Raw genomic sequence first — 24046 nt, 5'->3', positions numbered from 1 at the left:
ACCGATGCTGGACGACAAGAACCCCCCCGCTGCCCGCGCCGCAATGCGCGAAGCTGCCGGGCTTGAGGCGCGGGGGCTGAAATCGCCGCCGATCCTGAAAGGTCTGGACGGCGAAGGGTCGTTGCAGGTGCATCAGACCGACGACATGAAGATCGAGGGCGCGAAGGTTTTCGCGGTCTACGGCAAGGGCGGGATCGGCAAATCGACGACCTCCTCCAACCTTTCCGCCGCCTTCTCCAAACTGGGCAAGAAGGTCCTGCAAATTGGCTGTGATCCCAAGCACGACAGTACATTCACGCTCACCGGCATGCTCCAGCCCACGGTCATCGACATTCTCAAGGGCGTCGATTTCCATGCAGAGGAACTCCGGCCAGAGGATTTCGTGACCGAAGGCTATAACGGTGTGATGTGCATCGAGGCCGGCGGCCCCCCCGCCGGAACCGGTTGCGGCGGTTATGTCGTGGGTCAGACGGTGAAGCTGCTCAAGCAACATCACCTGCTGGAAGACACCGACGTTGTCCTGTTCGACGTCCTTGGCGACGTGGTCTGCGGTGGCTTCGCCGCGCCGCTGCAACACGCCGACCGCGCGTTGATCGTGACGGCTAATGATTTCGACAGCATCTACGCGATGAACCGGATCATCGCCGCGGTGCAGGCCAAGTCCAAGAACTACAACGTCCGCCTCGCGGGCTGCGTCGCCAACCGCTCCAAGGACACGGACGAGGTCGACCGTTACTGCGACGTCGTGGGCTTCAAGCGGATCGGCCACATGCCCGACGTCGACGCCATCCGCCGCTCCCGCCTCAAGAAGAAGACCCTCTTCGAGATGCCCGATGACGAGGACATCGTGCAGTGCCGCGCCGAATACGTGCGCTTGGCCGAGGCGCTTTACGCAGGCACCGACCCGCTCGCCCCCGCGCCGCTGGAAGACCGTGACATCTTTGAACTGCTGGGTTTCGACTGAATGGTGGACACGCCCACATATGACGCCACCCGCAACCGGGTAGAGGCCTATTTCGACCGCACCGCGACACGCACGTGGGAACGGTTGACCTCTGACGCGCCGGTTTCCGGTATTCGACAGACGGTGCGCGAAGGCCGCGACCGGATGCGCGACATCATGTTGTCGCGCTTGCCGAATGACCTGAACGGGCGGCGTGTGCTGGATGCGGGTTGCGGCACCGGCGCGATGTCAGAGGCATTGGCCGAACGCGGCGCGGATGTGGTGGCCATCGACATCTCACCCCAGCTGATCGACATCGCCACCAAGCGGCTACCCGATCATCTGGCGGCACGCGTCACCTTCGCGTCGGGCGATATGCTGAGCGACGATCTGGGCCAGTTCGATCACGTGCTGGCGATGGATTCGATGATCTATTACGAGGCGCCGGACCTTGGCCGTGCCATCGCGCGCCTGGCCGGACGGACCCGCCGGTCCATCGTCTTTACCGTGGCCCCGCGCACCCCGTTCCTGATGGCGTTCTTCGCCTTGGGCAAGGTGTTCCCGCGCGCGGACCGGTCCCCGACGATGATCCCGCACGTCCCCGCCCGCATCGCACAAGAAACGACCCGAACCGGCGCCGCAGGCGCTGTCCACGAGGTCGAGCGGGTGAGCCGCGGTTTCTACATCTCGACCTGCCTGGAATACACCGCATGAGTATGCTCAAGCGCATATCCATTCGCTATCTGCCCTTCGCAGATGCCGCATCCGAGGGGCTTCCCTTGGGCCAGCTTCTGCGCCTGAGCCTGTTCCAGGTCTCCGTCGGGATGGCGGCTGTGCTGCTGCTTGGCACGCTCAACCGCGTCATGATCGTGGAGCTTCAGGTGCCCGCGTTCCTGGTGGCGATGATGGTGGCGCTGCCCGTCCTGATCGCCCCGTTCCGCGCGCTTCTGGGCTTCAAATCAGACACTTACAAATCCGCAATCGGGTGGAAACGCATTCCCTACCTCTGGTTCGGGACGCTCTGGCAATTCGGGGGTCTTGCAATCATGCCGGCCTCCCTCCTCGTGCTGGGGGGGGATGTCACGCAGGTGGCCCATGACATTCCGTTTGCGGGGGAAGCGCTGGCCGGGATCGCGTTCCTGATGACCGGCATCGGGATGCATATGACGCAAACCGCGGGCCTCGCCCTTGCCGCCGACCGCGCCACGGACGAAACGCGCCCGCGCGTCGTGGCGTTGCTCTACGTGATGTTCCTTGTGGGCATGGGCGTCAGCGCGATTGTCATCGGCTGGCTGCTCTACGAATTCACGCCGCTGGAATTGATCCAGGTGATCCAGGGCGCCGCCGTTTTGACCGTCATCCTGAACGTGACCGCCCTGTGGAAGCAGGAACGCGTGCTGCCCATGACCAAGGCGCAGCGCGCGGAGGAGGGTCCGACCTTCCGCGATGCGTGGCGCGACTATGCCAGCGGTGGAACCGCCGGGCGTCTGCTGGTCGTCGTGTTCCTCGGCACCATGGCGTTCAACATGCAAGACGTGCTGCTGGAACCCTATGGCGGTGAGATCCTTGGCCTCTCGGTTTCTGCCACAACGCTGCTGACCGCAACCTGGGCCGGTGGCGCTCTTGTCGGGTTTGCCATGGCCGCGCGCTGGCTCGGCCAGGGCATCAACCCCTACCGCATGGCGGCGCGTGGCCTGCTTGCGGGGCTGGCGGCGTTTTCCGCTGTGATCTTCTCCAACCCCTGGAATTCGCTCGAACTGTTCTTCATCGGCGCATGTGCCATCGGCTTCGGCGGCGGCCTCTTCTCCGTCGCGACGCTGACGGCGGCGATGACTATGCCGACCAGCGCCAATGCGGGCCGCGGTCTTGCGCTTGGGGCCTGGGGTGCCGCGCAGGCCACTGCGGCCGGTCTTTCCATCGCGCTTGGCGGCGCGATCCGGGATTTCGTCAACGTCCTTGTCGCTTCAGACCGGCTGGGAGAGGCGCTGTCGAACCCCGCGACGGGATATTCCGTCGTCTATCACATCGAACTTTTGCTGATTTTCGCGACGCTGGTGGCCCTTGGGCCCCTGGTGCGCACCCGAACGACCACCACCCAAGACGGGGGGCACAAACTCGGCCTCGCCGACCTCCCCACTTGAAAGGACCCACTCCATGGAAAACGCATTCTTTGGAAATTTCGACCTCGCCAGCCTCTCGATCTGGCTGTTCTGGATCTTTTTCGCGCTGCTGATCTACTACCTCCAGACGGAGAACATGCGCGAAGGCTATCCGTTGGAGAACGAAGATGGCTCTCCCGCCCCGAACCAGGGCCCGTTCCCGGTGCCCGATCCCAAGACCTTCGATCTGCCCCACGGGCGGGGCAAGGTCGTGGTTCCGTCCGTGGAGAACGAGGATCAGCATCGCCGTACCGATCTGGACGAGGTGATGGCCGAAACCGCTGTGCCGAATGGCTATCCCTACGATCCGGTGGGCGACCCCATGAAAGCCGGTGTCGGTTCGGGCGCATGGACGCCGCGCCGGGATGAGCCGGAGCTTGATGGCCACGGCCATGCCAAGATCGTGCCGATGAACAGCACCGAGAGTTACCGCGTGAGCGCGGGCAAGAACCCCCTCGGCCTGACCGTGCGGGGCGGCGACGGTGAAGAGGTCGGCACCGTGTCCGACCTGTGGATCGACGCGCCCGAGCAACTGGTCCGCTACCTGGAGATCGAGCTTGATGCAGATCACGGCGGCGGCAAGCGGCTTGTGCCAATCCAGTTCTGCCAGATCTGGCGCCGGGTCACGATCAACGCGATCCACGGAAGACACTTTGCCGGGGTGCCCGTGACCAAATCCGCGACGCAGATCACCAAGCTCGAAGAGGAAAAGATCTCTGCCTACTACGGCGCCGGGATCCTCTACGCCGACGAAGATCGGGCCGAACCGCTGCTCTGACCGGGGCGGCTGGCCGAAACAGGAGGAGGAATCGATGTCCCACGACGACTTTCAGACCGAGCCGGTCCGTGGACTTCCGCAGAACTTGCCGGAGGGGGAGGAGATCCTTTGGCAAGGACAACCCAGCTGGTTCGTGCTGGCGATAGAGGCGCTTAGCCTGTGGTGGGTCGCAGGTTACTTCGTCTTTCTCTTCGCCTGGCGAACCATCGGCGGGGCCGCGACGGAGACTTGGGTGCAGAGCGCGACAGCCGCGTCGTTCTTCCTTGTCCTCGGCGCGATTGTCTGCGGCCTTCTTCTTCTGGTGGCGCTGATCCAGGCCAAGGCCACGGTCTACACCATCACGAACCGGCGCGTGGCCATGCGCATCGGGGCCGCCCTGACGCTGACCCTGAACCTGCCCTTCAAGCAGGTTCAGAATGCCAACCTTGCCCTGCGCAAATCCGGCCATGGGTCGATCGCGCTGGAGATGAACCCCGAAGGCGGCGTCTGGTTTTCCTACATCATGACATGGCCCCATGTGCGCCCTTGGAAGATGAAGCACACGCAACCGGCCCTGCGCTGCATCCCCGATGCCAAGCGCGTTGCCGGCATCCTGTCGGAGGCGGCCCAGACAGCCGTTTCCGTCCCCCATATCGAAATCACCCGCGTGCCTGAAATGGCCGCACAACCCGCGGAATGAAGGAGGAGAACGACCAATGACCCTCAATTCCACTGCCGCCCACCAGAAACTGGTTGAACGCGACAAGGAGATGATCCCGACGGTTCTGATCCGCGCGATGTTCATCCTGTGTCTGTGCGTTTTGGTGATCGTCACCTACGCAAGCCTCACCGACCGCCCGCTGAGCGCGGTTCCCCCCTCCGAAGATGTCGTGCCGGTCGTGACCGAGCGCAGCATCCAGATCTATGCAGAAATGGACGGCTCCGCCCGGGTTCTCGACCTCGACGGCAGCGTCATCGCCACGTTCGAACAGGACGAAGGCGGGTTCATCGCCGGTGTCTACCGGGTGCTGGAACGTGAACGCGGCGCCGTTGGTGCGCTGGCCTCCGACCCGATCCGCCTTGTGCGGTTCGCCGATGGCCGCCTTGGACTGCGCGACGATCTGACGGATTTCCGGGCGGAGCTTGTGGGCTTCGGCGCGGACAATGAAGCGGCGTTTGCGCGCCTGCTGGAGGAATAGAGATGGGCCTTTTGACACGCGACTTTGAAATGGCGCCCTGCGAGGTTGAAGTCAGCCACTGCTTCGACAGCCTGCACGCGCATGTGAAATTCCTAAACGGAGCGACGATCAATCCCGGCGACGAGGTACAGGTGAAGGGACCGCCCGTGATGGCCCCTTACGGGGAGGTTGTCCGTGAAGAGCGCATGGCCCGCATCACCCGCGCTTCCAAGCTGGAGCAGCTCTGGACCCGGATGACCGGCGACTTCGAGTTCATGGAGCTTTGCGAATTCTCATTCTCCGAGGACGTCACGCTTCAAGCGACGCCCCGCGCGACAGGCGAAGGAGCCACGGCATGAAAGACTCGAACCTCACCCATTCCGCGGACGCCACCACCGTCGAGGCCGCCCTGGCCGCCGACAACCATCAAGGCGTCGTCGACAGCGAAGGCGCCACCGCGCTTGCCATGCAGAACACCCTGCTGACGCCGCGCTTCTACACCACCGATTTCGACGAGATGGATGCCATTGACGTGTCGTCCGTCCGCGAAGATTGGGACAAGCTCATCGGCCAGATGAAAAGCGATCCTAACAAGGGTCACTTCAAGAAAAATGAAGATTGGGACAGCGTCGACTGGGACAATATGGAACCCAAGCTGAAGGCCGAGTTCATCGACTTCCTCGTGTCGTCCTGCACCGCTGAATTCTCCGGCTGCGTGCTCTACAAGGAAATGAAGCGCCGCGGCAACAACGACGACATCGTCACCCTGTTTCAGCTCATGGCGCGGGACGAGGCGCGCCATGCGGGCTTCATCAACGACGCTTTGCGCGAAGCAGGGATCGCCGTGAACCTCGGCTTTCTGACGCAAAAGAAGAAGTATACCTACTTCCGCCCGAAGTTCATCTACTACGCGACCTATCTGTCCGAGAAGATCGGCTATGCCCGCTACATCACCATCTTCCGCCACTTGGAAGCCAATCCGGAGCATCGGTTCCACCCGATCTTCAAGTGGTTCCGCGAGTGGTGCAATGATGAGTTCAGCCATGGCGAAGCCTTCGCGCTTCTGATGAAGACGGACCCCAAACTGACCAGTGGCCTAAATGTCTACTGGATCAAGTTCTTCTTAACCGCGGTCTATTCAACCATGTATGTCCGCGACCATCAGCGGCCCGCCTTCCACGCGGCTTTGGGCGTCGATCCCGATTGGTATGCCCACGAGGTCTTCACCAAGACGTCCGAGATCACCAAGCAGATCTTCCCGATCACGCTGGATGTCGACAATCCGCGCTGGCAGCGGGGCTTGGAAGCGATGCAGCGGGCAAATGTGGACCTGGCCGATGCGAAGCAGAACGGCAAGATCTTCAAGCGCATCGGCGCGTCCGTTCGGGCCGCCGCGGCGTTCATCGGGCTCTACACGATCCCGGTTAAGACACACGCGGCCCCCGCCTCCGTCCGGTTGGAGCCCGCCTACTGATGCTCACGTCGCCCTGGATCGCGGCCCTCGTGGCCCTCTTCGTTTGGTGGTTCTCCACCGGGGCGATCCTGTTTGCCGTGCGGCGCGCCGATCAGGGCGGGTCGCATGCACGGCTTTGGGCCTGTCTGATGACATTGCCCATCGTCGTGCTTGGCGTGGCGGGTTTCATTGATACCCTCGGCGACACGTCCATCGCGGCGGTTTACGTCGCGTTCCTTGCGGCCCTCGCCGTCTGGGGCTGGATCGAGCTGACGTTCCTGACCGGCACGATCACCGGCCCCGTCACTTCCCACTCCGTTCCGAACGTGTCCGAAGGCGAACGGTTCATCCGCGCCTGGGGCACCGTCGCCTATCACGAGATGCTTCTGGGCGCGGTCATGGGTGCAATGATCGTGCTGTCCTGGGGGACGGAAAACCAGTTCGGCATGTGGACCTTCGCCGTGCTGTTCGCCGCCCGGATCAGCGCCAAGCTGAACCTTTATCTCGGCGTGCGGAAGGTAAACGTGGAATTCATCCCCGAACCGCTCAACCACCTGCCGAGCCATTTCCGCACCGCGCGGATGAACTGGCTGTTCCCGATGTCGATCACCGGCCTGTCTTTCGCCGCCGCCTGCTGGCTTGAGCGTGTGTGGTCGGCCGACACGACCGCCGACACGATCGGTTTCGCCCTTCTTGGCACCCTCACCATGCTCGCCCTGCTGGAGCATTGGTTCATGGTGCTGCCCCTGCCCGATGAGAAACTATGGCGATGGATGCTGCCCGAACGGCCCCAGCCTGCCCAAGCGACAAGACTAAGCGAGGAAACGTGATGAACTTTGACCAGCTGTTTCAAACCCAGATCGACCAACTGAAGGACGAGGGGAATTACCGCGTTTTCGCTGAGCTGGAGAGGGCCTGCGGCGCCTTCCCAAGGGTCAAGAACCACGGCAACGGGGACCAGGACCAGGTGACGGTCTGGTGTTCCAACGACTACCTTGGCATGGGCCAGAACCCGACCGTGATCGACGCGATGGTCAAGACCACGCAGGAATGCGGCACCGGCGCGGGAGGCACGCGCAACATCTCGGGCAACGCGTACCATCACAAGCTGTTGGAGGCGGAACTCGCCGACCTCCACGGCAAGGAAGCGGCGTTGCTGTTCACCTCCGGCTACGTCTCGAACTGGGCCTCTCTGTCGACACTGGGCTCTCGCTTGCCCAATGCCGTCATCCTGTCCGACAGCCTCAACCACGCGTCCATGATCGAAGGCATCCGCCACGCGAAATGCGACAAGGTAATCTGGAACCACAACGACGTGGCCGATCTGGACCGCAAGCTCGCAGCCCTGCCCGCGAACGCGACGCCCATTGTCGCCTTCGAGAGCGTCTATTCCATGGATGGTGACATCGCGCCCATCGCCGAAATCCTCGACGTCTGCGAAAAGCACGGCGCGATGAGTTATATCGACGAGGTCCATGCCGTCGGCATGTACGGCCCCCGCGGCGGCGGTGTTGCGGAGCGTGAGGGATTGATGGATCGCATCACCCTGATCGAAGGCACGCTCGGCAAGGCCTATGGCTGCGTCGGCGGCTATATCACCGGCTCTGCTGCCCTTGTGGATTTCATTCGGTCTTTCGCGTCCGGGTTCATTTTCACCACGGCCCTTCCGCCCGCCGTGGCGGCGGCTGCGACGGCCTCCATCAAGCACCTCAAGGAAAGCGGGTGGGAACGGGCGATGCAGAAACGTCAGGTCGCCCGCCTGCGCGCACGGCTGGATGCCGAAGGTATTCCCCACGAACACAATGCGTCCCACATCATCCCGGTGATGGTGAAGGACCCGGTGAAATGCAAAATGCTGTCCGACATCCTGATGGATCAGTTCGGCATCTACGTGCAGCCGATCAATTACCCCACCGTGCCCAAGGGCACCGAACGCCTGCGCTTTACGCCGGGGCCGCTGCACAGTGACGAAGATATCGAATACCTCGTCATGGCGCTCAAAACCCTGTGGAAGCAGTGCGCGATTGCGCATGCAGTCGCCTAACACCCTGTGGTGTTACAAAAAGGTGTGGACGTTCCTGCTGTAATATTAGGTATACAACCATGAGCACTTTCCAAGGGAGACTACCTATGAAGAGATTTTCCATTCTCGCCACCACGGCATCGCTCCTTGCGGCCCCGGCTTTCGCCGATGGTCACGCAACCGGTGATGCGGAGGCGGGCGAACGCGCGTTCCGCCAGTGCATCTCCTGCCACGTCGTGGTCGATGCAGAAGGTGAGACGCTGGCGGGCCGCAATGCGCGGACCGGCCCCAACCTGTGGGGCATCCACGGTCGCGTGATCGGCTCGGTCGAGGATTTCCGCTATTCCAACGGCCTCATGGCGCTGATGGAAGACGGCATGGAATGGGATGAGGCCGCGTTCGTTGGCTACGTCCAGGATCCGACCGGCTGGATTCGCGAAACGGCGGGCGACGACAGCCTGCGCGGCGCGATGAGCTTCCGCGTCCGCTCCGAAGAGGATGCGTTGAACCTTTACGCCTATATCGTGTCGCTTGGCGGCCCGGAGGAAGAGGAAGCATCGGAATAATCCGAACCGTTTCCGACGGCCCGAACATGAACAGGCGGTCCCCCTTGGGCCGCCTGTTTCAATTTGCGGAACCGGGTCCGGCGAAATCCAGAATATGCGCGGCCACCCGAGCGGGCGCTTCTTCGTGGGCAAGGTGGCCGACGTCGTCCAGAACCACCAATTCGGCCCTCGGCATGGCCGCCGCGGCCCGCCGCGCAACGCTCACATCCACGGCACTGTCTTTCGCCCCGTGCAGGAACAGGGTCGGCGTGACGATTTGCGGAAGCGCCCGGTTAAGCTCTGCCAGCGACCATTGCGACATCATCGCCAGCGTGCCGTCGATATGGGATTTCTGTCCGATCAGACGGGCATAGGGGGCGATCTTGTCATCTGGAAGCTCCGTGCCCGTGGACCGGATCACGCTGCGCGCCTGGGACACGGCCTGCGACCCGGATGACAGGAAGAACCCGGTCAGCGGGTTGAGGGCAAGGACCTTCGCGATCATTGGAAACAGGACGCCCGCCGCCCCTTTGAAATCCTCAAGCGCACCATTGATGATGACGACGTGGCGCGGCGCGATCAGCCCTTGGCGCACCATTTCCAATGCGATGGCCCCGCCCGCGGAATGGCCGATCACCAGGTCCGGCGTCACGTTCTCGCTGTTCAGAAGGCGCCCCAGATCGCTCGACACCAACGGCAGCTTCGACCGGCCCTTGGGGCTGCGCGTATGGGCATGACCGGGCAGATCAGGCACGAATGTGCGGTAGAGAGACTGAATTTCAGAACTGATCGGATCGAAGGAATGAGCCGATGCTCCGGCCCCATGGAGGAAAAGCGCATCCGAGCCGGTGCCCATCTGCTGCACATGCCAGCGATGGGGTGAAACCTCCACGATGCGACTGTGCTGGCGATTGGGCCAGTCGGACGGGGGCAGGGCACTCAAGGGGCAAGCGCCGCGTCCACGGCGCGGGACAGGCTTCGGCTGTCCGCTCGGGGGAGGGGGACGTAAGGCGCGCCCATTTCCCGTGCCAGATCGTCCAGACCGCGCGTGGGCCGCAAGCCGGTATCGACGACAAGGGCAGGCAGGCCGTCATGGCGCATGACCCGCGCAAGCATCGTCGCATCCTCCGCCGCCTGGGGCCGATTGGCCGCGCCGGACAGGTCCACATTCGCCCGTCCGTCCGTCAGCAGGGCGACCGACGGAGTCATTCCCTTGCCCCGAACAAGTGCCGCCAAGTCGATCGCGGCGCGCAATCCTGCCGCAAGCGGCGTACCACCGCCGCCCGGAAGGCTCGACAGGCGCCGCTTGGTCTGCACCAGCGACCGCGTGGGCGGCAGCAGAACCTCGGACGTGTCGCCTCGGAACGCCACGAGGGCCACGTGATCCCGGCGGGAATAAGCTTCGGCCAGCAGCAGTTCGACTGCACCCTTCGCCTCCGCCAAGCGCGCCATCGCGGAAGAGCCGGAGGCATCCACCACGAAGATGATCGCGCGATCCGATGTCTCCTGATACCGGCGCAGGCGGATGTCGGACATGCGGATGTGAATGCGGTCGGGATCTCCTCCCGTAGCGCTGCGGCGCATTGGCTGCCACGGCGCGGCCGCGCGCAAGGTCGCCACAAGATCAACTCGCGCCCCGTTGCCCATCCGCCCCGCGCGCGCGGGCAGCGGACGGCCACGGCGGTTTCCGGCCTTCGCCGCGCCTGCGCCGCTGGCATTGGCCGCACGGGCCGCTTTCCCGGCCTTCAGCCGCGCCAGCAAATCGGGGGGCAGCATCGCCTTGGCCGCTTGCAACAGGATCTCTGCGGGTGGCGTGTCGACGCTTTGCGGCTCGGTGTCCGGGGCATCCTCGGGCAGGGTGTCGGTGGGTGGCGGCGTTTCTTCCGCCGCGTCCGCCTCAAGATCTGGAATGATCGTGGCGCGTGGCACCAGGACCAGTTCGACGGCCAGCAGAAGATCCGGCTCCTCCACCTCCTCGCTTCCCGACAGGGCCGCAGACGCGCGCGCCGCCGCAAGTGCGAAGAGCGGCGCCCGGAAGGAGGAAATGCCAAGCCGGTCGGCCACCCGCGTCAGGTCGGCCAGGATCTCGTCCGGTACCGTCACTTTGGGCAGACGCAGGCGCGCCTCCGCCAGCGCGCCAAGGTCGATTGCAAGCGCTGGCGCATCGGTCAGGGCATGGTCAGTTAGGTCGATATGCAGCCCGACGCGGTCCGTCAGCGCCTCGGGCGCGTGCTCCCCCGGCTCCGCCCCTTCATCGAGGGCAATCAGGCACATTCCATCGCCATCCATCGCGTGGGCCAGCCGTCCGGCCAACCCGACGGGCGTGCGCTCAGCCATCGGAAGGATCAGCGCATCGGCATCGGCCAGAACCCCGCCGGTGCGCCTGAGCGTTCCGGCTTCCAGCGTCGCGGCCAGATCAACACCACCGTAAAGCGCATCATCGCTTATCGTGGGCGCGATCCGGCGCAACTTCAGACCCTGCAAGGCCGTTTTGAGACCATCTTCAAGGCGATCGCGAACCGGTCCTACACGCGCCCTGATCCACATTCCGCCCAGGCCCCCGGGGTCCAGCGCAAGGCACGCGACGGCAAGGTTGACGCCATGCCAGCGCGCCTCCCCCCCGCTCACCCCAGCACCTCTTCCACCGTGCGCGTCACACGGATGGTGGAGCCTGCATCGTCCAACGGATCGCGTCGCAGCCGGTGGCGCAAAGCGCTGGGCGCAACGCGGCGCAGATGGTCGCGGGTCACGTCCGTATCGCCGTCAAACGCTGCAAGGGCGCGGGCCGCGCGCAGCAGCGTCAGCTCCCCGCGCAGACCATCGGACCCCAGCGCCACGCACAGGGACGCACAATCGCGCAGCGCATCGTCGCTTGCGTCGACATCATTCAGACGGGCGCGGGCCGCCACGATCCTTCCACGCAAATCCGCATCCGCCCCGCGCCATTCGGCACAGAAGGCGGCAGGATCCCGATCATAGGCGTCGCGGCGGCGGATCACGTCGATCCGCACCTCGATATCCCGGGGGCTTTCGACTTCCACCGACAGGCCGAACCGGTCAAGCAGTTGGGGCCGAAGCTCCCCCTCTTCCGGGTTGCCGGACCCGACAAGAACGAACTTCGCGGCATGGCGAATGGACAACCCTTCCCGCTCCACGACATTCAGTCCCGATTGCGCCACGTCGAGGAGGAGGTCGACCAGGTGATCCTCCAGCAAATTCGCCTCGTCGATATAGAGGTATCCGCGATTTGCGCGGGCCAGAAGACCAGGCTCGAACGCCTTTTCGCCCCGCGTCAGGGCCTTCTCGATATCCAGCGCGCCGACGACCCGATCTTCTGTGGCCCCAAGGGGCAGGTCGATGACAGGCGTGGGTTTCTGAACGATGGTATCGTCCTTCAATTCGACCCAATCCGGCACGTCAGAGACGATTCTTGAATTCATCGGGCAGCCCGCGACCGCCTCGATCTGCGGCAGCAGCGCGGCAAGGCCCCGCACGGCGGTTGACTTGCCAGTGCCGCGATCACCGAAGACCAGAACGCCCCCGATCCCCGCATCCACGGCCGTCAGGACCATCGCCTGCTTCATCTCGTCCTGGCCGACGATGGCCGAGAAGGGGAAGGGGCCCGCGACGCTCATATCCTTCATTCCGCTGCCATCCTCATGTCTTCCACCCGCGCAGGGGCGCCGATGGGTTGAATGCCGTTCCACGTGCCTTCGACAGCATCGACGTTGAAGCGGGCGTATAATTCTTCCTTGAACCAACCCTCGGTCCGCACAGCGCGGATCGCTTTCGCGTGGGGGCCGTCATGGCGCGCGAAGGCCGCCATGGATGCGGCATCGGGCCAGATCGAGAAGGTGATCTGGTGCAGCCAAGGCACCTCTCCGATCCCGATCTTGAACAGAACGTTGGGGTCTTCGCCGATCACTTTGGAGATCCCCGGCACCCGGCCCCAGAACCGCGCGGCGATCCGCGGCTCGATGGTCGCGCGGGTCAGCGCCGCGATGGGCCCTTCAACGGCGTCCGTCGCATCGTCGAACGGGGCGTCACCCGCCCATGTGCCGCGCGAAGATGTAGGGCTGAGGAAGATGGTCATCACCTCATCCGCGTGATCGCGGTAGCGACGGAAAACCGGCGTCCCGAACATCGCGCGCCGTGCCGAATCGTGGTCCGGCCAGGTGGCGAGAATCGCGAAGACGGAGGTATTGGGCGTCAGGTCAAACCCCTCGCCCGCGCCGGATCCGCACAATTTCCACATCCCGATATCGCGCACTCTGGCCAAGCCAATGCGGGCGAACCCCATCTGCGCGAACGCCCAAAGGCGCGCTTGGACAGAGCCGAAATGGTAAAGGCTCAAGGTCGTCGATTGCATGGCCGGTCTTTCCATGTGTCAACTTAGTCTGACATATTGATTGTTGATTTGGAAGCCAAATCCGCTTTGCAAAATCCCGTTCAGGCCATAGTGTAAACAAGACTAGACATCGGATGCCCAGCATGACGACGCACGACCCTTCCCCCGGCCCATCGACGGCCATCGTCATCGGCGCGGGCCTTGGCGGACTGTCTGCGGCGATGCGTCTGGGGGCGAAGGGATATCAGGTCACGGTACTGGATCGGCTGGACCGACCGGGCGGGCGCGGATCGTCGATCACGCAAAACGGGCATCGCTTTGATCTGGGCCCGACCATCGTGACGGTGCCGCAGGTGTTCGAGCAGCTCTGGGCGGAATGCGGGCGGGATTTTCGGGCCGACGTCGATCTGCGCCCGGTCGATCCCTATTACGAGATCCGCTGGCGCGACGGCTCGCACTTCTCGGTCAACCAGGACGATGCAGCGATGGAGGCGGAGGTCCGCCGCCTGTCGCCCCAGGACCTTCCCGGGTATCGCAAATTCCTCAAGGACAGCGAAAAGCGTTACACGTTCGGGTTCGAAGGGCTTGGCCGCCGTCCGATGAACAAGCTGATGGATCTGGTGCGGGAGCTTCCGGGCTTCGTCCGGCTTCGCGCCGACCGCTCCGTCTATGCCCATGCCGCGTCGCGCGTGAAGGATGAACGCCTGCGCATGGCCCTGTCCTTCCATCCGCTCTTCATCGGGGGCGATCCCTCCCGCGTGACCAGCATGTATATCCTTGTCAGTCATCTGGAGAAGGAATTCGGCGTCCACTACGCGATGGGCGGTGTGCAGGCGATGGCCGACGCGATGGTGCGCGTGATCGAGGATCAGGGCGGCACTGTCCGCATGGAAGAAGAGATCGCGGAAATCACGGTAAGCGGGGGGCGCGCCACAGGTGTCGTCACCAAGAGTGGGGAGCGTATCTTCGCCGACATCGTGGTCTCAAATGCCGATCCGGGCACGACCTACGAAAAACTCCTGTCCCGCCATCCCAAGCGCCGCTGGACGCCCAAGCGCCTGAACCAGTCGCGATGGTCGATGGGCCTGTTCGTTTGGTATTTCGGAACCAGGGGAACGCGCGGCAAATGGTCGGATGTGGGGCACCACACGATCCTTAACGGCCCACGTTACAAGGGTCTGCTGGATGACATCTTCATCCGCCGTCACTTGGCCGACGACATGTCGATCTACCTCCACCGCCCCTCCGTCACCGACCCCAGCGCCGCGCCGACCGGTGACGATACGTTCTACGCCCTCTCCCCCGTTCCCAATCTGCATGGCGCCGGTGCCGTCGATTGGACGGAGATGGGGGAGACCTATCGCAAGCGGCTCGCCGGCGTTCTCGACCAACACCTGATCCCGGGATTCGAAGCGGATCTGAGCGCGTCGCATATCTTCACGCCTGAGACATTCGAATCGCGCTACCTGTCCCCCCACGGGGCCGGGTTCTCGCTCGAGCCGCGCATTTTCCAATCTGCCTGGTTTCGCCCCCATAACGTGTCGGAGGAGGTCGCGGGCCTCTACCTTGTCGGCGCGGGCACCCATCCCGGTGCTGGCATCCCGTCTGTCGTGACCTCGTCGGAGGTGTTGAACCAATTGGTGCCCGATGCGCCGCGTCCCCTGGACCGCCCCGTCACCCGGTTGGCGGCGGAGTAGCGGCTGATGATTGCGCCCGACGATCTGGACCATTGCCGCAACGCGATCCGCGAAGGGTCCTATTCCTTCCACGCGGCCTCCCGCCTGTTGCCCGCCAGGGTTCGCGACCCGGCCTTGGCGCTTTATGCTTTCTGTCGTCTGGCCGATGATGAGGTTGATTTCGGTGTGGACAAACCGGCCGCGGTGATCGCCCTGTCGGAACGGCTCGACCTTGCCTATCAGGGACGCCCCCGCAATGCGCCCGCGGATCGGGCCTTCACCGCGCTGATTGAGGATTTCGAGATGCCCCGCGCCCTGCCGGAGGCGTTGTTGGAGGGTCTTGCCTGGGACGGGATGGAGCGTCGCTACGCCACCCTGTCCGACCTCCGCGGCTATTCCGCCCGTGTGGCCTCCGCCGTGGGTGCCATGATGTGCGTGTTGATGCGGGTGCGTGACGAACAGGCGCTCGCGCGGGCCTGCGACCTTGGGGTCGCGATGCAGTTGACCAACATCGCCCGTGATGTGGGCGAAGATGCACGCGCCGGGCGGCTTTACCTTCCGACCGACTGGTTCGCCGAGGCGGACTTGTCCATCGACGCGTTTCTCCAGTCGCCCGAACCCTCCGCCCCGATACAGCGCATGACCAAGCGCCTCTTGGCCGAAGCCCACCGTCTATACTTGCGCAGTGAACCGGGCATCGCGCGGCTTCCCCTATCCGCGCGCCCCGGCATATTCGCGGCCCGCCATTGCTATGACGCCATCGGCCAGAAACTGGCGCGTATGGGCCATGACAGCATTTCCGCCCGTGCGACCACGACCGCGCGGCACAAGGTGGGCCTTCTGGGCCTTTCGATCCTGCGCGCGGCCTGGGTCAGCGTCACGCCGGAAAGCCCGGTGATCTTCGCCCGCCCGCTTCCGGAAACCGCCTTCCTCGTGGACGCCGCCGCACATCCGACCCCGAACCGGTCGATCTGGTCCGACCCGGTGCTCAGCGCGCTCAGCCAATTGAAATCCAACGACCACGGGGTGGCGGCGGAGTGATCAGCCCCGGCCGGTCGCCTTCGCCCGCCAAAGCGTGAACAACCCGGCGGAAACCACGATCGCCGCGCCGATCACGATATTCAGGGACAGGGTTTCGCCGAACACCAGCAGCCCGAGCGCCGACGCGAAGACCAGCTGCAAATACGCGAACGGCTGGACGGAGGATGCCTCCGCGATCTCATAGGTCTTGATCAGCAGGAAATGCCCTGTCGCCCCGGTGATGCACAAAGCACCCATCCAGATCCAGTCACCCGGTGTCATCGGCTCCCAGAACCAGACCCCGATGCAGGTCATCATCACGGCGCCCACTGTTCCGGTCCAGAAAAAGCTGGTCGCGGCCCGATCCTTGCGCGCGGCGAATCGGGTCAGCAGGTTGTAAAGCGCGAACATGAACGCGGCGCAAAGCGGGACCAGCGCCTCGATGGAAAAGACGGCGATGCCCGGTTGCAGGATCACCAGAACCCCGATGAACCCGATCCCGATGGCCACCCACCTGCGCCAACCGACCTTTTCGCCCAGGATCGGGCCGGACAGGGCCGCCACCAGCAACGGGTAACAGGTGAAGATCGCGTGGGCCTCCACCAGCCCCAACAGGACAAAACCGCCGACCATCACGCAGATTTCTGCCGCCAGAAGCGCACCTCGGAAAATCTGCAATACGGGCTGCTCGGTCCGCGCGGCGTCGCGGATGCCGCCGGCCTGCCGCGTTGCGATGGTGATGACGAACGCCGCGAAGAACCAGTACCGGATCATGACCACCATCAGGACGTTGTATTCACTCGCCAGATGTCTCGAAATGCCGTCCTGCATCGCGAAAACGAACATCGTGGCGACCATCAGAAGAATGCCGCGCCGGGCGAGGTCGTCGCTCATTCCACCCTTCCCCGCGTCATGTGACGTTTGCGCCCGTACCCCGCCACGCGCTCCACGGTGAAACCGGCCGATGCCAGCGCGCGGCGGATGTCGCCGACGGCGGTGTAGGTCGCGAATGTCCCGCCCGGCGTGGTTTTGTTCCGGACCATCTGCAACAGCTCCGCGCCCCACATCTCGGGGTTCTTGGCGGGCGAAAACCCGTCAAGATACCACGCATCGGCGCGCCCATCCCAGCGCGCCAGCGTGTCCCGCGCATCGCCGAGGATGATGTTCAGCACGAAATCCGCGCCCTCGATCCGTGTCGGAAGCGTGTCGGCAGCGGCAGCCAAAAGCGCGTCCGCGGGGAGGGTGGGATACGGTGAAAGCGCCGCGCGCAAATCCGCCATATCCATCGGGTACGCCTCGAAGGACGTGAAATGCAGCCTGCCTGCCACGCCCGCGTCCCGAAACGCGGCCAGGGTCGCCAGGAAATTCAGCCCGGTTCCGAACCCAAGCTCGGCCACGTGAAATCCGTCCGCGAACCGCCCGGGCAGATCGTTGCCCGCCAGAAACACGTGCCGCGTCTCGGCCAGGCCATCATCCAGCGAATAGAATGGGTCGTCGAAGCGGGTGGAGATCGGAACCCCCTCCCGCCATTCGATCTTGTGCTGGTCCTGCCCCATCCCGCGCCCTATCACCTGACCGGCGGACGATCCGCGAAGCCAGGGGGGTTTGCAATGCCCGAAATCACCATACGCGGGGCCGGAATCACCGGGCTGATCTGCGCCTGGATGTTCGCGCAACGCGGCGCGTCGGTGCAGGTGGTCGATCCCCATGGCGTCGGGGCCGGGGCATCGGGCGGGATCGTCGGCGCACTGGCCCCCCATGTGCCGGAAAACTGGAACCCGAAAAAGGCGATGCAATTCGCCGCGCTTGATGAAGCGGAAGCCCTCTGGGTAGAGGTGGAACGGGTGGGCGGCTTGTCCTCCGGCTATGGCAGAACCGGCCGGGTGCAGCCCTTGCCGGACGCCGCCGCCGTGGACCTTGCCCGACAGCGTGCCAAGACGGCCAAGGATTTATGGCAGGGCAAGTATCACTGGCGCGTTGTTCCGGCGGATGAGGTCGCGCCCCATGTCCAAAGCCCCACGGGCCTCGTGATCCACGACACGCTCAGCGCGCGCATCCACCCGCGCCAGGCTTGCGCCGCATTGGCCGCGGCGCTCTCCGCGCGCGGCGTCAGCGTCGTGGCCGATGCCCCCACGCGCGGGGTGGAGATTTGGGCCACAGGCGCGGCGGATCTGCAAGAGATGTCCAATGCCCTTGGCAAACCCATCGGCGCACCGATCAAGGGGCAAGCAGCGCTCTTGCGGGCGGATATGCGCGGCGCGCCACAGATCTTCACCGATGGTCTCCACATCGTTCCCCACGCGGACGGCACCGTCGCCATCGGCTCCACGACGGAGCGGGAATTCGATAACGCAACCGAGACCGACGCCCTGCTCGACCCCCTCATCGAACAGGCTCGAACCGCCTGTCAGAGCCTTTCAGACGCCCGCGTGATTGAACGTTGGGCTGGTCTGCGTCCCCGCGCGCGCAGCCGTGCGCCAATGGTGGGTCCGCATCCGACGCGGGCAGGGGCCTTTATCGCGAATGGCGGTTTCAAGATCGGTTTGGCCATGGCACCCGTCATGGCAAAGATGCTGACCGCCCTCATCCTCGACGGGGCCGATACGATCCCGGCGGATTTCAAACCGGAGGCGAGCCTCTAAAGCCCCGCCGCCCTGCGCAGCTCCGCCATCAATCCGTCCAGCGCCTTTACGTTGATCTCGTTGGTGAGGTGCCCGTTCTCGAACGCTTCCGAACTCGTCCCGACCAGAACGGCGGGTCCAAGGACCAGATGCGGGCGGAACGCGGTCAGGCATTCTCGCATGCTGGCTTGCGCCCGTTCCCCGCCGGATCGCCCCGCCGTCGCGCTCATGATCGCGACCGGTTTGTGGAGCCATGGATTACCGTCCGCGCGGCTGATCCAGTCCAGCGCATTCTTCAGAACACCGGAAATGGCCTTGTTGTATTCCGGCCCCGCGATGATCACCGCATCCGCCGCGGCGATCTGCTTCGCGATTGTCTGCACGATGGCGGGAACGCCTTCGGCCTCTTCCAGATCGGCATCGTAAAGCGGCAGACGCAGATCACCCTCCTCGAACGTCGCGGGGTCGAAGGCCCGCACCGCGTCGTGCATCAACATGCGATTATGGGATGCCGCGCGTAGCGATCCGCACAACCCGAATAGTCTGCCGCTGGACATCACAGCGCCTCCGTCTCACAACTCAGTAACCCGGACCTAGGACGAGAGCGCGCGATGACCAAGCACCACGGTGGAAAAATTCTCGCCGACCGATTGGCCCTGCATGGGGTGGAGCGTGTGTTTTCCGTACCGGGCGAAAGTTTCCTGGCCGCGCTGGACGGGCTCTACGATCACGACATCCCCAATATCGTCTGCCGGCAGGAAGGCGGCGCCGCCATGATGGCGGAAGCCCACGGCAAGATGACCGGGCAGCCGGGCGTTTTGTTCGTCACCCGCGGGCCGGGGGCCACGAATGCCAGCGCGGGTCTGCACATCGCCATGCACGACGCCACGCCGTTGGTGTGTTTCGTGGGACAAATTCCCCTCAAGCATCGCGATCGCGGCGTGTTTCAGGAGGTCGATTACCGCGCCTTCTTTGGCCCCCTCGTAAAATGGGTGGCGGAGGTGGAGCGGACGGATCGCATCGCTGAATATATCGACCGTGCCTTCGCCGTCGCCCAGTCCGGTCGCCCCGGCCCCGTCGTGCTTGCGCTGCCCGAGGATATCCTCTCCGCCGAGACCGAGGCACCCGCCACGCGCCCCGGCGCGCGCGCGCCCGCAAGCGTCAACCCCGACGATCTCGCCCCGATGTTGGAGGCGTTGCGCCTCGCGAAACGTCCCCTGATCCTCTGCGGTGGCTCGGTCTGGAGCGATCGGGACCGCCAATCGGCGCAGGCTCTGGCCGAGAAGACCGGCGCGCCCATCGCCGTCACGTTCCGGCGGCAGGACTATATCGACAACGACCACCCGAATTACGCGGGCGACCTGGGCGTCGGGGCCAACCCGGCGCTGCAACAGCGGCTGGGGCAATCCGATTGCATTTTGCTTCTGGGGGCGGAATTGAACGACATCACGACAGGCGATTTCACCGTGCTGAACCCGGCGGACGCCCCCACGATCCTTCAGGTCCACCCGGAACCCGAAGCCGTCAGCCGCACCTATCCCGCCACATTCGCGGTTGCCGCCACGCCGAACGCGGTACTTCAGCAGGCTCTAAACAGCATCTCAGGGTCTGCTGAGGATCGTGGTGCCAAATCCGCGCGCGCGGAATACGAGGCGTGGCAGGAGCCGCAGGCGACGCCCGGCGACGTGCAGATGGAGTTTGTGATCACATGGCTGCGCGACAACGCGCGCCCCGACACGATCATCACGAACGGTGCCGGGAATTACGCCGCCTTCCTGCACCGGTACTACCGGTTCCGCCAATTCGGCACGCAACTGGCGCCGACGTCCGGTTCCATGGGCTACGGCCTGCCCGCTGCAATCTCGGCCAAACTTCATAACCCGAACGCTCCGGTCATCTGCCTTGCCGGGGATGGCTGCCTGCAAATGACGATTCAGGAGCTGTCGACTGCGCGCCAACACGGGGCCGACATCATCGTGATTGTCGCCAATAACGGCCGCTACGGCACGATCCGAATGCATCAGGAAAAGACCTATCCGGGCCGTGTGTCCGGCACCGATCTGTTCAATCCCGACTATGCCGCACTTGCCCGCGCCTATGGCGGGACGGGCCACACGATCACCGCAAACGATCAATTCGCGCAGGCCTTCGCCCAAGCGTCCGAAGGCGGGCTTCACATCATCGAATTGAAGCTCGACCCGAAAATGCTGGCGACCACCAAAAGCCTCTAATCCCCCGGCATCGGCATCGGCTTGGCGTCGAACGGGGATTGCGCATCATCCAGCATCCGCACTTCCCGTTGTGGGAAGGGGATGGAGATGTCGTTGGCTTGAAACGTGTCCCAAAGGGCCAAAAACACGTTGCCGCGGATGTTCGTCAGGCCGCCGGTCGGGTCCTTGATCCAGAACCGCAGGATGTAATCGACCGAGGAATCGCCGAAGCCCACGACGTGGCAGACGGGCGCGCGGTGGCTCAACACCCGGTCCACGCCCTTCGCGGCCTCGATGGCAAGCGCGCGAACCTTGTGGGGGTCGTCGTCATAGGCGGTGCCGAAATAGATATCGAGCCGGACGAATTCGTTGGAATGGGACCAGTTGACCACCTGGCTGGTAATCAGATCCTCGTTCGGGATCAGGTATTCCTTCCCGTCCCGTGTCACCACGCTGACATAGCGCGCGCCAAGCGAGTTGATCCAGCCGAACGTTTCTCCCAGCGAAATCACGTCACCGGGCTTGATCGACTTGTCGAGCAGGATGATGACGCCGGAGACCAGGTTCGACACGACCTTTTGCAGGCCGAAACCAAGGCCCACACCAATCGCGCCCGACAGAACGGCCAACCCGGTCAGGTCGATGCCGATGGCGCGCACCCCGATGAAGAAGGCCATCGCGTAGAAGGTGATCTGCACGACCTTCACGATCAGCACCCGCATCGACGGTGAGATGTCTTCATTCGACTGGATGCGGCTGGACGTGGTCGTGGTCAGGAACCGCGCAAGGAAGATCAGCGCCCCAAGGATCACGACCCCCTGAAGGATCAGCAGAAGCGACAGCCTGAACTCGCCAAACTCGAACGCCGCCGCGTCAAGGATGCGCTCGGCATCCTCCACCACCCCAAGGATGTAGAGCGTCACATAGGCCCACGCCCCGTACCGCACCAACCGGCGCAGGAAGACCGACCGTATCAAACGGGTCGCGAAGGCCACGAACAGCCACGCGGTCGCAAGCGTCGCCGCGATGCCGATCAGATAGGATCGCGAGGGCCAGGTGACTTCCAGCATCACAAGGTAGACGGTCCAGACGAGCAGCACGAAGAAAATCGCACGTAGGCGTTGATGGACCACCACAAGGACCCGCATCCGCCATTTCGGCCATCCCTCGCGCGTCCCCATCCATTCCCGGATGCGCGGGCCCAGCCACGCCCTCAGGATATGGGCCAGCAGGAACAGGACCGCGATGCCGATCACCTGGTAGAGGACGGAGGCACGCCACAACGTATCGACGAACGCCATCAGCCGCTCAAGCAGGCTCAGCCCGAGCGTCGTGACCTCGGTCACGAAATCCGCCGATTCCGCCGTCTCCGGCACGGGGTCCGGTCCGCTGGTGCTCCCGGGGGGTTCGGGAAAGTCGAGATGGCCTGCCATGGGCGCTCCAAGCTGCTCACCCCACCAAACCACGCCAGACCGGATGCGTCAAAACCCGTCGCGGGGCAGGGTCGGTCTTGCGACTGCCCCGGCAGGCGGTGTAACGAGCCTTCCATGACCGGCCTTTTCGACATCGGCGATCGCGCCCGCCTGCCCTGGCGGTTCCACGGCGTCCGCACCTCGCGGCTCGGCGGGCTATGGGCCGCGCAGATCGCCTGATTTCGACCAGCAAGACACACCCGGACAAAGGATCGACCCCATGACCGGCAAGACACTCTACGACAAGATCTGGGATGCCCATCTGGCCCACGAGGCCGAGGATGGCACCTGCCTGCTTTATATCGACCGCCACCTGGTCCACGAAGTGACCAGCCCCCAGGCGTTCGAAGGCCTGCGCATGGCGGGCCGCGCGGTCCACGCGCCCGACAAGACCATCGCGGTGCCGGACCACAACGTGCCGACGACCGAGGGCCGCGAAAACCCGGAAAACATGACCGAGGACAGCGCGATTCAGGTCGCGGCCCTCGACAAGAACGCCAAGGATTTCGGCATCCACTATTATCCCGTGTCCGATGTGCGCCAGGGCATCGTCCACATCGTCGGCCCTGAACAGGGCTGGACCTTGCCCGGCATGACAGTGGTCTGCGGCGATAGCCACACCGCGACCCACGGCGCATTCGGCGCGCTCGCCCACGGCATCGGCACGTCCGAGGTGGAGCATGTTCTGGCCACCCAGACGCTGATCCAGAAGAAGTCCAAGAACATGAAGGTGGAGATCACGGGCAAACTCGCGCCCGGCGTCACGGCCAAGGACATCACGCTCTCCGTCATCGGCAAGACCGGCACCGCCGGCGGCACGGGTTACGTCATTGAATACATGGGCGAGGCGATCCGCGATCTGTCCATGGAAGGCCGCATGACCGTCTGCAACATGGCCATCGAAGGCGGCGCGCGCGCCGGCATCATCGCGCCGGATGAGAAGACGTTTGAATATTGCATGGGCCGCCCCCACGCCCCGAAAGGCGCGCAGTGGGAGGCCGCGCTTGCGTGGTGGAAAACGCTCTATTCCGACGACGACGCCCAGTGGGACGAAGTCGTCACGATCCGCGGCGAAGACATTGCACCGGTCGTCACCTGGGGCACCTCGCCCGAAGATGTGTTGCCGATCACGGCGGATGTGCCCGCGGCGGACAGCTTTGAAGGTGGCAAGGTCGGCGCGGCGCAACGCTCGCTCGATTACATGGGCCTGACCCCCGGCACCGCGCTCAAGGATGTGGAGATCGACACGGTTTTCATCGGCTCCTGCACCAATGGCCGCATCGAAGACCTCCGCGCTGCCGCCGAGATCCTGAAGGGCAAAAAGATCGCCGTGAAACGTGCCATGGTTGTCCCCGGCTCCGGCCTCGTCCGCGCCCAGGCGGAGGAGGAGGGGCTGGCCGATATCTTCAAGGACGCCGGGTTCGAATGGCGGCTTGCGGGGTGTTCCATGTGCCTGGCCATGAACCCCGATCAGCTCTCGCCCGGCGAACGCTGCGCGGCCACGTCCAACCGCAACTTCGAAGGCCGTCAGGGCCGCGGCGGACGCACCCACCTGATGTCGCCCGCGATGGCGGCGGCTGCGGCGGTGACGGGCAAGCTGACGGATGTGCGCGACCTGATGTAACCGGGTGGGGCGGGCGC

24 protein-coding genes are annotated in these 24046 nt (G+C 64.3%); 16 read left to right on the top strand and 8 right to left on the bottom strand.

What is annotated here, in order from left to right; genetic code table 11:
• The first annotated feature begins 43 nt into the window (after positions 1-43).
• From bchL to KUW62_RS16780, 11 genes are all read left to right on the top strand, one after another.
• A complete protein-coding gene (gene bchL / locus KUW62_RS16830; protein WP_224817137.1) occupies positions 44-964 on the top strand; it encodes a ferredoxin:protochlorophyllide reductase (ATP-dependent) iron-sulfur ATP-binding protein in 921 nt (306 codons plus the stop codon).
• Complete coding sequence (bchM, locus tag KUW62_RS16825) at positions 965-1657, top strand: magnesium protoporphyrin IX methyltransferase (RefSeq protein ID WP_224816621.1); 693 nt, start codon at positions 965-967, stop codon at positions 1655-1657.
• A complete protein-coding gene (locus KUW62_RS16820; protein WP_224816620.1) occupies positions 1654-3084 on the top strand; it encodes a PucC family protein in 1431 nt (476 codons plus the stop codon). The genes bchM and KUW62_RS16820 overlap by 4 nt, the downstream gene beginning before the upstream one ends.
• A gap of 13 nt (positions 3085-3097) precedes the next feature.
• The gene (gene puhA, locus KUW62_RS16815; RefSeq protein ID WP_224816619.1) at positions 3098-3880 is read left to right on the top strand and encodes a photosynthetic reaction center subunit H; all 783 of its coding nucleotides are present in this window, start codon (positions 3098-3100) and stop codon (positions 3878-3880) included.
• Between the two features lie 34 nt (positions 3881-3914).
• A complete protein-coding gene (gene puhB, locus KUW62_RS16810) occupies positions 3915-4559 on the top strand; it encodes a photosynthetic complex putative assembly protein PuhB (protein ID WP_224816618.1) in 645 nt (214 codons plus the stop codon).
• Positions 4560-4575: 16 nt separating this feature from the next.
• Positions 4576-5058 carry a photosynthetic complex assembly protein PuhC gene (puhC, locus tag KUW62_RS16805; protein ID WP_224816617.1) on the top strand — a complete coding sequence of 161 codons (483 nt, stop codon included), beginning with the start codon at positions 4576-4578 and terminating at the stop codon, positions 5056-5058.
• A gap of 2 nt (positions 5059-5060) precedes the next feature.
• Complete coding sequence (locus KUW62_RS16800) at positions 5061-5396, top strand: hypothetical protein (RefSeq protein ID WP_224816616.1); 336 nt, start codon at positions 5061-5063, stop codon at positions 5394-5396.
• On the top strand, positions 5393-6511 hold the full coding sequence (gene acsF / locus KUW62_RS16795; protein WP_224816615.1) for a magnesium-protoporphyrin IX monomethyl ester (oxidative) cyclase: 1119 nt from the start codon (positions 5393-5395) through the stop codon (positions 6509-6511). Before KUW62_RS16800 ends, acsF begins: the two co-directional genes overlap by 4 nt.
• Positions 6511-7320: a putative photosynthetic complex assembly protein PuhE gene (gene puhE / locus KUW62_RS16790; RefSeq protein ID WP_224816614.1), complete on the top strand. Its 810-nt coding sequence runs from the start codon at positions 6511-6513 to the stop codon at positions 7318-7320. The genes acsF and puhE overlap by 1 nt, the downstream gene beginning before the upstream one ends.
• Positions 7320-8534: a 5-aminolevulinate synthase gene (gene hemA, locus KUW62_RS16785; protein ID WP_224816613.1), complete on the top strand. Its 1215-nt coding sequence runs from the start codon at positions 7320-7322 to the stop codon at positions 8532-8534. Before puhE ends, hemA begins: the two co-directional genes overlap by 1 nt.
• Before the next feature lie 86 nt (positions 8535-8620).
• Positions 8621-9079: a cytochrome c family protein gene (locus tag KUW62_RS16780; RefSeq protein ID WP_224816612.1), complete on the top strand. Its 459-nt coding sequence runs from the start codon at positions 8621-8623 to the stop codon at positions 9077-9079.
• Between the two features lie 58 nt (positions 9080-9137).
• On the opposite strand, the gene bchO is transcribed toward KUW62_RS16780, so the two are convergent.
• From bchO to crtA, 4 genes are read right to left on the bottom strand one after another with little or no spacing between them, the layout of a single operon-like run.
• Positions 9138-10001, bottom strand: a complete 864-nt coding sequence (gene bchO, locus KUW62_RS16775; protein ID WP_224816611.1) for an alpha/beta fold hydrolase BchO — start codon at positions 9999-10001, stop codon at positions 9138-9140.
• Positions 9998-11686 (bottom strand): magnesium chelatase subunit D, encoded by a 1689-nt coding sequence (locus KUW62_RS16770; RefSeq protein WP_224816610.1) that lies wholly within the window; start codon positions 11684-11686, stop codon positions 9998-10000. Before KUW62_RS16770 ends, bchO begins: the two co-directional genes overlap by 4 nt.
• On the bottom strand, positions 11683-12702 hold the full coding sequence (gene bchI, locus KUW62_RS16765) for a magnesium chelatase ATPase subunit I (RefSeq protein WP_224816609.1): 1020 nt from the start codon (positions 12700-12702) through the stop codon (positions 11683-11685). Before bchI ends, KUW62_RS16770 begins: the two co-directional genes overlap by 4 nt.
• Positions 12699-13427 (bottom strand): spheroidene monooxygenase, encoded by a 729-nt coding sequence (crtA, locus tag KUW62_RS16760; RefSeq protein ID WP_224816608.1) that lies wholly within the window; start codon positions 13425-13427, stop codon positions 12699-12701. Before crtA ends, bchI begins: the two co-directional genes overlap by 4 nt.
• Before the next feature lie 122 nt (positions 13428-13549).
• Here crtA and KUW62_RS16755 point away from each other — a divergent pair, with 122 nt between their 5' ends.
• Both KUW62_RS16755 and crtB read left to right on the top strand, forming a co-directional pair.
• Positions 13550-15103, top strand: coding sequence for a phytoene desaturase (locus tag KUW62_RS16755; protein WP_224816607.1), 1554 nt, complete (start codon positions 13550-13552; stop codon positions 15101-15103).
• 6 nt (positions 15104-15109) lie between these two features.
• Positions 15110-16123: a 15-cis-phytoene synthase gene (gene crtB / locus KUW62_RS16750; protein WP_224816606.1), complete on the top strand. Its 1014-nt coding sequence runs from the start codon at positions 15110-15112 to the stop codon at positions 16121-16123.
• On the opposite strand, the gene KUW62_RS16745 is transcribed toward crtB, so the two are convergent.
• Both KUW62_RS16745 and mnmD read right to left on the bottom strand, forming a co-directional pair.
• Positions 16124-16996: a DMT family transporter gene (locus KUW62_RS16745; RefSeq protein ID WP_224816605.1), complete on the bottom strand. Its 873-nt coding sequence runs from the start codon at positions 16994-16996 to the stop codon at positions 16124-16126.
• On the bottom strand, positions 16993-17658 hold the full coding sequence (gene mnmD / locus KUW62_RS16740; RefSeq protein WP_224816604.1) for a tRNA (5-methylaminomethyl-2-thiouridine)(34)-methyltransferase MnmD: 666 nt from the start codon (positions 17656-17658) through the stop codon (positions 16993-16995). The genes KUW62_RS16745 and mnmD overlap by 4 nt, the downstream gene beginning before the upstream one ends.
• Positions 17659-17712: 54 nt before the next feature.
• Between mnmD and KUW62_RS16735 the strand changes: the two genes are divergently transcribed.
• Entirely contained in the window at positions 17713-18744 is a 1032-nt protein-coding gene (locus tag KUW62_RS16735; RefSeq protein WP_224816603.1) for an FAD-binding oxidoreductase, read from the top strand.
• Here KUW62_RS16735 and KUW62_RS16730 read toward each other — a convergent pair.
• A complete protein-coding gene (locus KUW62_RS16730; protein WP_224816602.1) occupies positions 18741-19280 on the bottom strand; it encodes an NADPH-dependent FMN reductase in 540 nt (179 codons plus the stop codon). The genes KUW62_RS16735 and KUW62_RS16730 overlap by 4 nt on opposite strands.
• 54 nt (positions 19281-19334) lie before the next feature.
• Here KUW62_RS16730 and KUW62_RS16725 point away from each other — a divergent pair, with 54 nt between their 5' ends.
• Entirely contained in the window at positions 19335-20954 is a 1620-nt protein-coding gene (locus KUW62_RS16725; RefSeq protein ID WP_224816601.1) for a thiamine pyrophosphate-binding protein, read from the top strand.
• On the opposite strand, the gene KUW62_RS16720 is transcribed toward KUW62_RS16725, so the two are convergent.
• Positions 20951-22366 carry a mechanosensitive ion channel family protein gene (locus tag KUW62_RS16720; protein ID WP_370632903.1) on the bottom strand — a complete coding sequence of 472 codons (1416 nt, stop codon included), beginning with the start codon at positions 22364-22366 and terminating at the stop codon, positions 20951-20953. The two genes, KUW62_RS16725 and KUW62_RS16720, sit on opposite strands and share 4 nt — an antisense overlap.
• A gap of 259 nt (positions 22367-22625) precedes the next feature.
• Here KUW62_RS16720 and leuC point away from each other — a divergent pair, with 259 nt between their 5' ends.
• Positions 22626-24029 (top strand): 3-isopropylmalate dehydratase large subunit, encoded by a 1404-nt coding sequence (gene leuC / locus KUW62_RS16715; RefSeq protein ID WP_224816600.1) that lies wholly within the window; start codon positions 22626-22628, stop codon positions 24027-24029.
• Positions 24030-24046 lie beyond the last annotated feature (17 nt).

Source organism: Hasllibacter sp. MH4015, assembly GCF_020177575.1.
GTDB lineage: Bacteria > Pseudomonadota > Alphaproteobacteria > Rhodobacterales > Rhodobacteraceae > Gymnodinialimonas.
Note: the sequence above shows the minus strand (reverse complement) of the source record. Positions and strands in the feature narration are given on the sequence as shown.